This window comes from Bifidobacterium olomucense (genome assembly GCF_012932375.1).
In the GTDB taxonomy this organism is placed as follows: Bacteria; Actinomycetota; Actinomycetes; order Actinomycetales; family Bifidobacteriaceae; genus Bifidobacterium; species Bifidobacterium olomucense.
In genome coordinates this window covers 351,290-362,810 of the sequence record NZ_JAAIIG010000001.1, presented here as the reverse complement: position 1 = coordinate 362,810, position 11,521 = coordinate 351,290, and the positions used below count along the sequence as shown (strand labels likewise).

Annotated in this window: 8 protein-coding genes; 3 read left to right on the top strand and 5 right to left on the bottom strand. The window is 58.3% G+C overall.

Annotated elements, in window-relative coordinates; genetic code table 11:
- Positions 1-89: 89 nt before the first annotated feature.
- Positions 90-1,205 (top strand): helix-turn-helix transcriptional regulator, encoded by a 1,116-nt coding sequence (locus G1C97_RS01565; protein ID WP_169240194.1) that lies wholly within the window; start codon positions 90-92, stop codon positions 1,203-1,205.
- A 249-nt stretch (positions 1,206-1,454) separates the two neighbouring features.
- On the top strand, positions 1,455-2,474 hold the full coding sequence (gene dapD, locus G1C97_RS01560) for a 2,3,4,5-tetrahydropyridine-2,6-dicarboxylate N-succinyltransferase (protein WP_169240193.1): 1,020 nt from the start codon (positions 1,455-1,457) through the stop codon (positions 2,472-2,474).
- Positions 2,475-2,898: 424 nt separating this feature from the next.
- Here the strand turns inward: dapD and G1C97_RS01555 are convergent, their stop codons facing one another.
- The 3 genes from G1C97_RS01555 to G1C97_RS01545 all read right to left on the bottom strand — a co-directional run bounded on the left by G1C97_RS01555 (position 2,899) and on the right by G1C97_RS01545 (position 6,239).
- Entirely contained in the window at positions 2,899-4,191 is a 1,293-nt protein-coding gene (locus G1C97_RS01555) for a citrate synthase (protein WP_169240192.1), read from the bottom strand.
- 350 nt (positions 4,192-4,541) lie between these two features.
- Entirely contained in the window at positions 4,542-5,324 is a 783-nt protein-coding gene (map, locus tag G1C97_RS01550; protein WP_169240314.1) for a type I methionyl aminopeptidase, read from the bottom strand.
- Between the two features lie 24 nt (positions 5,325-5,348).
- Entirely contained in the window at positions 5,349-6,239 is an 891-nt protein-coding gene (locus tag G1C97_RS01545) for an HdeD family acid-resistance protein (protein WP_169240191.1), read from the bottom strand.
- 185 nt (positions 6,240-6,424) lie between these two features.
- Between G1C97_RS01545 and G1C97_RS01540 the strand changes: the two genes are divergently transcribed.
- Positions 6,425-8,614 carry a M13 family metallopeptidase gene (locus G1C97_RS01540; protein ID WP_169240190.1) on the top strand — a complete coding sequence of 730 codons (2,190 nt, stop codon included), beginning with the start codon at positions 6,425-6,427 and terminating at the stop codon, positions 8,612-8,614.
- Positions 8,615-8,760: 146 nt separating this feature from the next.
- Here G1C97_RS01540 and G1C97_RS01535 read toward each other — a convergent pair whose 3' ends face one another.
- Together G1C97_RS01535 and G1C97_RS01530 are read right to left on the bottom strand one after the other, a co-directional pair.
- Positions 8,761-9,396, bottom strand: coding sequence for a single-stranded DNA-binding protein (locus tag G1C97_RS01535; protein WP_169240189.1), 636 nt, complete (start codon positions 9,394-9,396; stop codon positions 8,761-8,763).
- A gap of 295 nt (positions 9,397-9,691) precedes the next feature.
- Positions 9,692-11,494 (bottom strand): proline--tRNA ligase, encoded by a 1,803-nt coding sequence (locus G1C97_RS01530; RefSeq protein ID WP_169240188.1) that lies wholly within the window; start codon positions 11,492-11,494, stop codon positions 9,692-9,694.
- Positions 11,495-11,521 lie beyond the last annotated feature (27 nt).

The following is an 11,521-nucleotide window of genomic DNA, read 5'->3' as shown; positions in this document are numbered from 1 at the left end:
CCCGACAAGCCGTTTCCAGCGCATAATCGCGGCGCATCATCCTTACCCAATGTTTCCATCCTAGATGAATCACGCGGTAGCCTTAAACCATGAGCACAGACGATCGACCGAAACGAAAAGCGTACGCGGGTAATGCCGCACTGGATATTTTCGAAGTGCTATGGCGTTACAGCTATTTTGGTCATGGCCTGACCGTACGTCAGATTCTCGATCGTCTGGCGCAGATGCACCGCTATGACGAAGCCGATCTGCCGAGTGAAAAAACCGTGCGGAACCAGCTCAAGCGCCTGACCACCGCCCAGTTCCTCGGCCGCCGCATCGGACATCTGACCGAAGAGGACCTTATCGGCATAGAATGCGCCGAACCACAACCTGGATGGTATATGGAGGCGTTCCTCTCAGCAGCCGAAATGCGACTCTTGGCCGACAGCCTGACACTTTCGCGTATCAGCGTGGACGCCATGGACGATCTGGTCGGCAAATTGCGTGAACTGTCCGGTTCAGCCGGCGACGGTATCAACTATCTCGACCACGTTGCCACCTACACGCATATCAACGGCGAATTCCTTTCCACCATCGATCAGCTCAACCAAGCCATCGAGGATGGGCACGGCGTCACCTTCCAATATCGCGACTACGGGCCGGACGGCACATTGATCCCCCATAAGAGCAGGACCGGCACGGGCAGCACATACACTGCGGATCCGTACCAGATGGTGTACAAGAACGGCCGCTACTACCTTATCTGCCATCTGCATGGCGAGGATCATCTGCGCATTTTCGTAGTTAACCGCATCACCAATGTGAGCGCCAAAGGCCTGCACGGTAGCGTGCCATTGGAGCAACCCGCACCTCAAGGCTTCGACGCAGTGAACTTCATGCGGCATCGCCCCTATCCGGTAGCAGATGAGCCGATACGCATCCGCATGCTCGTGCGAGGCGAATCCATGCTCAATAACGTGTTCGAATGGTTTGACGATCCGCAAATCACACCGGGTACCGGCAACGGGCAGTATGAAGTGACGGTAGATTCCCCCGAACGAGCAGTGTTCTGGTGGGCTCTGCAATATTCGTGGGATGGGCGTGTAACGATTCTTGAACCCGATTCGCTCAAGCACAGGCTGTATGAGGCTGGAACGCGCATGGCGGCCGCCTACTCGCCTCAATCCGGCCAGCGACGTCAACAGCAGCAACAGCAGCATTGACAGTCTCCTGGCAACGTCGATCAACATCGTCGCAATCATATGTGCCTCCTTGCCGGCATGGTCTCCCGCATATCCCACAGACAAACGCGTTACGTACATCCTTCCATCGCTCACGCAAGGCGGTAAATTTTTACCGAGCTCCACGAAAACAAGCCATTCCTGAGCATTCACGCCCCGAATGCCAGCTTTTACGGCTAAGGTGGATGCATCGCCACTCATGGCACACAGTCAAACAATGGAGGAACAAGCATGAGCGAAGCGCGTACCGCATGGGGCTGGGGCTTGGCCAGCATTGACGCGGCCGGTAACACCTTGGACGTCTGGTACCCGGAACTGTCCTTAGGGCCAGCACCTGCCGAGGTTGACCGTCCGAATCATAACTTCGGCACTCTGGCCACTGCGGAAGCAGACGCCCGAGGCGTTCGCCGCATTCCGGTGTTCACCATCAGCCAGCTGGACGAACCAATCGCCAGCGCCGAAGAGGCCTATCTCAAGCTCCACTTGCTGAGCATGCGTCTGGCCAAGCCAAACACCCTGAATCTCGAAGGCATCTTCGCTCAGCTCAACAACGTAGTGTGGACCAACTACGGCCCGTTCGCAGTCGAAGACTTCGCCCTGCGTAAGGCTGACGTGGAGCGTGCCGCCACAGACGCGGCCCAGGCCTTCGCCACTCAGGTGGGTCTGCCCGCCGCAGCTCCCGCCGCCACCGTGAACGTATTCGGCGTGGACAAGTTCCCGCGCATGATCGACTATGTGGTGCCTACCGGAGTGCGCATCGGCGACGCCGACCGCGTGCGACTGGGCGCTTACCTGTCTGAAGGCACCACCGTCATGCATGCCGGATTCGTGAACTTCAACGCCGGCACATTGGGAGTCTCCATGGTCGAAGGCCGCGTCTCCCAAGGCGTGGTGGTCGGCAACGGCTCCGACATCGGCGGCGGCTCTTCCATCATGGGCACCCTGTCCGGCGGCGGCAAACTCCGTAATTCCATCGGCGAGCATTCCCTGCTTGGAGCCAATGCCGGCATCGGCATCTCCCTGGGCGACAACTGCACCGTCGAAGCCGGACTGTACATCACCGCCGGCACCAAGATCACCATCTGGGACAAAGCCAAGGCCGCCGCGGGAGAGCCGCTCGAAGTGGTCAAGGGCGCTGACCTGTCCGGCAAGAACAACATCCTGTTCATCCGCAACTCGGTCAGCGGCCGTATCGAAGCCCGTTATCGCAAGATAGGTATTGAACTCAACGAGAAGCTTCACAAGAACTGATCTTATGAAGCCGTAGCAGCACGGCTGCTCCCAGAGTCCACCGGACTCTCCGTCCCACGGCTCGGCATAACGACCGATGCCATCGGCCACGTATATGAGAAAACGCCTCACCGGTATTCCAGTGAGGCGTTTTCTCATGTCAGCCGAGGATGTGCTCTGCCTGGCATATGCCCAGTGAAGCAGATCATCGACTCAACAGTTGGGTCGCTCCAATAACCAATAAGCCTTCTTGCAGACCCATGTTCACGATTCGTCCGAAAGTTTGCCTCGCAGAACAACCACTCAGCAGGGCAAATCCTCAAGTGAATCGAGGTCTCATACGCAAAGTACTGCATACTGAGCAAATAACGCTCGCATATCGGACCAATATCAGATCAATATCAAACTGGCCTCAAACCAAACATCAGATCACAAGAGAAGACAATCAACGCTCCTCAAGCGGCACATAGTCACGCTCGGTCTCACCGGTGTACACCTGACGCGGGCGGCCGATTTTGGTGTTCGGATCGGCAAGCATCTCGCGATACTGGGCAATCCATCCCGGGATACGCCCCAGCGCGAACAGCGTGGTGAACATAGCAGGATCAAAGCCGATGGCGCGATAAATAAGACCCGTATAGAAGTCCACATTCGGGTAAAGATTGCGTGAGACAAAGTACTCGTCGTGCAGGGCAATATCCTCCAGCTCGGTGGCTACATCGAACAGCGCACGCTCGTCGGCCGGCAGCTTGGACGTATCCTCACGCTCCATGATCTTCTCCAGGTACTGCTTGGCGATGGCCGCACGCGGATCGTAAGACTTGTACACGCGGTGCCCCAAGCCGGAGATTTTCTGTCCGCTCGCCTTGGCCTCGGCAACAAAGTCGCGCACCGACTTGCCGGAATCGCGAATCGCCTTGAGCTGGCGAAGCACAGCCTCGTTCGCACCGCCGTGCAACGGCCCGGAAAGGGCATTGACACCAGCCGCCACCGCGGAATACAGGTTGGCGTGCGCGGATCCAGCGATACGCACCACCGAAGTCGAACAATTCTGCTCATGATCGGCATGAATAATGAGCAGTCGGCCAAGAGCATGCACATACAAGGGATCGGATTCAAACGGCTCGTACGGCACGGCGAAGCACATGCGCAGGAAATCATCCACGTAGCCGCGAGCGTAATCCGGATACAGCATAGGCTCATCACGACGACGACGGAAGATGTAGGAGACGATGGTACGCACCTTGGCCATGATGATCACCGCGGCTTCATCCAACTGATCGGAATCGGTGATATCCGTAGTGTCTGGATAGAACGTGGCCAGCGCGTTGATGGCAGAGGCCAGCACGCTCATCGGATGTGCAGTACGAGGGAAGGAACCCATGAACGTACGGAAATCCTCACCCACCATCGTGCGATGGTTGATATCAGAAACGAATCGCTCATACTGCTCTTTGTTCGGCAATTCGCCGTGGCGCAGCAACCATGCGACCTCAAGAAAATCGGATTGATCGCACAACTGCTCGATGGGATAACCACGGTAGCGCAGAATGGAATGCTTGCCGTCGATATAGGTGATTTTCGATTCGCACTGCGCAGTGGTCAGGAATCCTGGGTCAAGCGTCACCCAGCCATCGTTGCGCAGTTTCGAGACGACAATACCATCTGCGCCCGCGGTTGCCTTGACTACAGGCAGAGTATATTTGCTGTCATCTACATTCAGCTGGGCTGTTGCCATACTTGTTGCTCCCCTTAGATACGGGCCGATGCCGACGGACTGACCGTCCGGCTCAAAAGTATGGCTCACTATATGGCACGCGTGTTTCAGTGCAAGTCGCCGTCTCAAAAAACGTGCATCACCACACCGGTCCCGCACGCCTGCACCAACAAAAGCACCCCACGGCGCAGCAACTTCCCCACGGCGCGGCAAACATCAACCATGACCCATGCCATTCCGCCAGAACCGCGGAATTAAGCCATTTTCAATTGCTGCACCATGCGAGAAAGACCACACCGTGGGGAATCAGCACACCGTGGAGGGATTATTACACCGTGGAATGTGATTGCGTCACGGGGACGCTTAGGCAATCACAGGTTGGTGCGATCGGTGAAGATGATCGGGCCGTTCTCCGTGATGGCGATGGTATGTTCGGAATGAGCACCGCGCGAACCGTCGGAGGAGCGCAGGGTCCAACCGTCCTTCTGATCCTGATAGATCTCGTCCGTGGTCTTGAGGAACCACGGCTCGATGGCGATGACCAGACCCTCACGCAGCTTGTAACCGTGATGGGCACGACCATCGTTCGGCACATGCGGATCGCCATGCATGATATGGCCCACGCCATGACCGCCGAACTCCAAGTTGATTGGATAGCCGTATTCGCGGGCGATGTCACCGATGGTGGAGGAAATATCCCCCAGACGGTTGCCCGGCTTGGCCACGTCGATAGCGGCGGCAAGCGCCTCTTCAGTGCACTTGATGAGTCGCAGGTCTTCCGGATCGGGATCCTTGCCGACCACGAAGCTCACCGCGGAGTCCGCAACCCAACCGTCCACGGAGATCGCAAGATCAAGGGACACCAGATCGCCGTCCTTCAGACTGTAATCATACGGGACGCCGTGCAGTACGGCGTCATTGACCGAAGTGCAGATGTAATGGGCGAACGGACCGGTGCCGAAGTCCGGCGCGTAGTCCACGTAGCAGGATTCCGCGCCCTTACGGTCCACGATCTTCTTGTGGACGAATTCGTCGATTTCCAGCAGATTGGTACCCACCTTGGTGGTTTCCTGCAGTTCCTTGAGAATTCCGGCGACAAAGCGGCCGGCAGGCTTCATTTCCTCGATTTCACGAGGGGTTTTCAATTCGATCATGCCTGCCAGCCTACTCACAGCGCCCTACTTGCGCGGCTTGCCGAAGGTGAACGCGCGCACCACAGCGGTGACGCCCATCACCACCATGGCGCATCCTCCGAAGATCACCATGAATACGGTAGAGCTCAGCGGGCTCATCAGCACCACGAAGCCGGCGACAATCGAGATGATCGCATAAGCGACCGCCCAGCCGGAGTTCGGGATGCGCCATGATTCCACCAGAGCCATCACGCCTTCCATCATCCAGCCGAATCCCACCATCAGGGTGACAAGCAGAGCCAGCGTCTGGCCGGTAAGACCATAGTTTCGTACGACGACCACGCCGCCGAAGGTCAGCAAAATACCGACCAGCACATCCAGCACACGCCATCCGCCCGGTAAGCCCCGCTCCACCAGAGCGCTTACGATACGCACCACGCCCGAGATCACGAAGTATACGCCAAGCAGCAATGCGGCCAGAGCCAATGTTTTGGACGGCACGAGCAACAATGCCAATCCCAATGCGATGGCGGCGACACCCACTACGCCATACACCACGCGAATGGTGTTTTTAGCCCGTTGCGGCAGCCATTCCTCAATAAGACGGAATGGGTTGAAATCGCCTGAATACCAGCCAGGCTGTTGACCGAATCGACCCTGCTGATCATACGAAGCATTCTGAGCACCTTGGCCATATGATTGCCCATAGGGGTTAAACGGCTGTCCGTTCGGGTTGGTGGCGTAGGGGCCGTAATAGGGTTGCCCATATCCGTTCTGCTGAGGCTGCGAACCGGATTGACCGGCGTATTGCCCGGCCGTCCCAGACTGACCATTGCCATATTGAGGAGGGTATTGACCGCCATGATTGGCGTCATAGGCACCATACTGCGGCTGCTGATTCTGCCCATTGTTCGCGCTATCGTTCGGCTCACTCATCATTCGCTCCTTACGTTCGTATGACCGCTTACACAGCCTCTTCGCATTTTAGACACTTTGACCAATTCGCACCATGAACAAAAATGGACATACCGTCTAATAATCATTGCATGCCATACCGGAAAATCAGCTCACAGCCGACCAATCCGCCGCTGCTTCTCCCCCGCCGGCATTAGGCTGGGGGCATGAACAACACCAACGAAACACTGAAGCCGGGCATCGACCCGACTTCGTTCTCCTCCACCATCAAGCCGAACAACGATCTGTTCCGCTACGTCAATGGCCCTTGGATTGACACCTATCGACTGCCGGACGACCGTTCGCGATACGGCTCCTTCGACAAACTCGCCGAGAACGCCGAGAACCAGGCGCGTGAGATCCTTGAAGACGAGGATTGCCCAGCCACCAAGTCGCAGGCCCTGTACCGCTCCTTCCTCAATACCGACGCCATCGAAGCCGCTGGCCTGGACCCCATTCGCGATGAGCTCGATCTCATCGATTCAGCCATCGACAAGCCGGCCCTAACGCGAGTGTTGGGCACCATCAACCCCGCCGGCGGACCTGACCTGTTCGGACTAGCCGTATACGGCGACCCGGGCAACCCGGACCTCAACATCACCCACATCGAACAGTCCGGCCTGATGTTGCCGGACGAGGCTTACTATCGAGAAGATCACTATGCTCCCGTGCGTGAAGCATATGTAATGATGGTGGCCACCCAATTGGTGAATGCCGGATACGCGCCAGCCGCTGAAATCGACGACAATGACGCCAGCGATCCCGACACCGCAGCCGGCACCGAGGCCACTGCCAAGACGTCATCCGCAGTACCAAGCGAAGCGGCGCTGGCCATGGCCCGCCACTTCCTTGACGTGGAAACCCGAATCGCCGCCAACCATTGGGACAATGTAGCCACGCGCGATTCGGTGAAGACCTACAACCCCACTGATTTCGCCGATTTGACTGCCACTTTGCAGCATTTCGACCTCGTCTCTTGGATTGACGCATGGCAGTGCGCCTATGACGCAACCGCAGCGGCCAAAGCTCAGCCCATCGATTTCCGGTCCATTTTTGACCACACCATCGTGCATGAGCCCAGCTTCCTGACCGGACTCGATCGTTTCTGGGCCGAAGCCGACCTGGCCGATATCAAGCTGTGGGCTCGCGTACATATGATCGTGGGTTTCGCAAGCATGCTGTCGCGCGCATTCGACACCACCAACTTCGACTTCTTCGGCAAGGTGCTTTCCGGTGCCAAAAAGCAGCGCGATCGCTGGAAGCGTGCGGTGAGCTTGGTTAACGGCGTGTGCGGTGAGGATGTGGGCCGCGAGTACGTGCGTCGCCACTTCCCGGAGAGCGCGAAGCAACGCATGGAGCAGTTGGTGGCCAACCTTATCGACGCATACCGCGTCTCCATCGCCAACTCCGACTGGCTGGGGGAGACCACCAAGGCCAAGGCGTTGGAGAAACTCTCCAAGTTCACGCCGAAGATCGGCTACACCAACCACTGGCGCGATTACTCGGCATTGAGCGTCTCCGCAGACGCTCTGCTCGCCGAGAACGCCAAAGCCGCGAATCTGTACGAAACCGGTTATCAGCTGGCCAAGGTGGGCAAGCCCGCCGACAAGGACGAATGGCTGATGAACCCGCAGACCGTGAACGCTTACTACGAGCCGAGCATGAACGTCATAGTGTTCCCGGCCGCCATCCTGCAACCTCCGTTCTTCGATCCAGAAGCCGAGGACGCAGCCAACTACGGCGGCATCGGCGCGGTGATCGGCCACGAAATCGGCCACGGTTTCGACGATCAAGGCTCACAGTACGACGGTGACGGCAAACTCAACAACTGGTGGACGGACGAGGACCGCAAGAACTTCGAGGAACGCACCAAGGCGCTCATCGAGCAATACAACGGCTTCGTACCGCGGCAACTGGTCGAAAAGTATGCCGACGACCCGAGCAAGGCGCCACACGTCAATGGCGCGCTGACCATCGGCGAGAACATCGGCGACCTAGGTGGCGTCAACATCGCGCTCAAGGCTTACGCGTTCGCCTTGGGCAAGGCCGCAGGCACGATCACCGGCAATGGCGACGAGGACGGTTCCCCCGCTGCCATCAAGGAACTGCTCGACACCGCTCCCGAAATGGACGGCTTCACCGGCCTGCAGCGCTTTTTCCTGAGCTATGCCTCCATCTGGCGCACCAAGAACCGTGATGAGCTGGCCGAACAGTATCTGCAAATCGACCCGCATTCCCCCGCCGAGTTCCGCACCAACGGGATCGCCAGCAACGTAGACCTGTTCTACGACGCCTTCCACGTGTCTGAGAGCGACGCCATGTGGCTCGCGCCCGAAGCCCGCGTACGCATCTGGTAAGCAAGCGTCCCAGGCATATCATCTCGCCCGATGCCGCCCATCAGATAAGCACCTCGCATCCAGCCTGCAGCTGTACATATACACGTGCCGCTGCAGGCTTTTCTGTTGTGTATGCACGCACACCAACACACGCAACACAGCAGCCATCACATCTCCGGTTCCTCAGTGAAACCATCAGCATAGGATTGCTGCATGGCAAGCTGGTCGGATCCGTCAACCACATCGGCAGGTAACGGCTGCGAGCCACTTGGTTCACACTGCACGCCGGCATCGCCGAGCTCGACCGGCGGCGTTGGCGTCGATGCCGCAACAACACCGGATGCGGGATCTTGAGCGCCTCCGCCTGAAGGTGAATTGCCAGCACCTGCAGCACCAGTGCCAGCATTCCCCGATCCCGAAGCGTTTCCGCTATTGGCACGCTGCGTTTTTGTGAGATTCGTAGTGCCGAACGTCAGATCATGACCGATATTGGTCGCTTCAAGAATGGTCCTGCTGCGCAACTCCCCTTGTTCGGTGTTCCATTGTTCAGTGTTCAATACCCCGACCACGATAATCCGGTCTCCTCGCCGTATCGATTGCAAGGCATTATTGGCCAAGGATCGAAACGCTTTGACCGTCAGCCACGCGGTACCGAATTCCTCCCATTGTCTGGTATTCGGGTTCAGCCGACTGCGCGTACTGCCCATGCGGAAAGTCAGCACCGTAAAGTCGCCTTTGCCTCCTTTGACCAAATCACTGGCCACAAAGCCGGTTACCGTTACTGCTGCTTGCTGGTTTGCCATGATGAGTCCTTTCCTGTTGCGCCCACAAGCGCGTATACGTCTGGACCACCGATCAACCGCGCATCCTTGCGAACGAGGTGATCGGCGGTATGATCACTGTGCAATACGTGACACTCGCCGCACAAGGGCAACCGGCAAATGTGGATACTGTGACGGGGTTTAAGGCCGTGTGGATAACTTTCGGTTATCCACAACCACCAACGCCAACACCAACACCATCACCAGCGCAACGAAAAACGCCACCCTGTGTCACAGGGTGGCGCTATCGATGTCGAATCGTGCGATTCACAACTTATTACAGCCGCTCAAGCAACGTCTCGACGGCCTGATCGGCAGGCACGGCGACCTTGTTCTCGCCATTGCGGTCACGGATTTCAATCGTGCCGTCGTTGACGAAATCACGGCCCACCACGGCGATGGTCGGCACACCGATGAGCTCGGCATCCTTGAACTTCACGCCCGGGGAAACCTTCTTGCGGTCGTCGTAAATCACCTCGACGCCCTTAGCCTCCAGTGCTTCGACCAGCTTCTCGGCACCTTCGAAGGCCTTTTCGTCCTTACCGGTGGCCACCACATGCACCTGAGCCGGGGCAATGACCTTCGGCCAAGCCAGGCCGGCATCATCGTGATGGGTCTCGGCGATGCAGGCGAGCACGCGGGAAACACCGATGCCGTAGCAACCCATCCACACCGGCACAGCCTTGCCGTTCTGGTCCAGAACCTTCAGGTCCAGAGCCTTGGAGTACTTGAGACCCAGCTGGAAGACCTGGCCGATCTCCACACCGCGTTCGAAGCTCAGCGGGCCGGAACCGTCCGGGCTCATATCGCCATGGCGAACCTCAACGGCCTCAACCACGCCGTCGGCTTCGAAGTCACGACCATACACCAGGTTGTAGTAGTCCACCTCATGCTCATCGGCACCGGTGAACCATGCAGAGCCCTTGACCACGTGGGCGTCCACGAAGTAACGAGCCGGGTGCTTCACGCCGGCGGCCTCGGCCTGCGGGCCAAGCACCATGGGTCCGATGTATCCGAGCACCAGTTCCGGATGCTGCTTGAGGTCATCTTCGGTGGCCTCTTCGATTTCGGCGGGGGCGAACTGGGCTTCCAGACGCTTCATATCCACCGTGCGATCGCCGGGAACACCGACCACGATCACTTCACGCCACGGCTCATCGTGGTCCTCATCCTCGGCATGCTTGATGGTGATGGCCACGTTCTTGAGGATGTCGGACGCCTCCCATGCACGGCCATCTCCACGCGGGTGATCGGCGTTGGCGCGCTCGATCATCTTGTCGATGGTCTTGGCATCCGGCGTGCTTTCCTTGGTGGCAGCCGGGGTATTGGAAGCATCGATTTCCGGCAGTTCCGGCGTGTGCAGCGCCTCGACGTTCCAGGCCTTGCCGGAAGGAGCGAGCGCGAAAGTATCCTCGCCGATGGGCATCGGAGCCAGGAACTCCTCGGAAGCGGAGCCGCCCATCGGTCCGGACATGGCGAACACCGGCACATACTTCAGATCGAGACGCTGGAAAACGCGCTCATAGGCACCGCGCTCGTCGTAGTAGGCCTTCTTCAGACCTTCTTCGTCGATGCTGAAGGAGTAGGCGTCCTTCATCACGAACTCACGGCCGCGAATCAGGCCGGCGCGCGGGCGGAACTCGTCACGGTACTTGGTCTGAATCTGGTACAAGGTCACCGGCAGGTCCTTGTAGGACGAGTACATGTCCTTGACCAGCAGGGTGAACATTTCCTCGTGGGTAGGAGCCAGCAGGTAATCAGCCTGGTGACGGTCCTTCAGACGGAAGATGTTGTCGCCGTACTCCTCCCAGCGGTGGGTGGCCTCATAGGGCTCGCGCGGCAGCAGAGCCGGGAAGTGCACTTCCTGGGCACCAATGCCGGCCATCTCTTCGCGGATGATGGCCTCGATCTTGTTGAGCACGCGCAGACCGAGCGGCAGCCAGGTCCAGATGCCGGGAGCGGCCTTGCGGATGTAGCCGGCGCGCTGCAGCAGCTTGGCGGAATCAACATCTGCGTCCGCCGGGTCTTCGCGCAACGTGCGCAGGAACAAAGTAGACATACGAAGGGTATTGGAAGTCATAGGTTCCAAGATATTCGCGTGAACCGA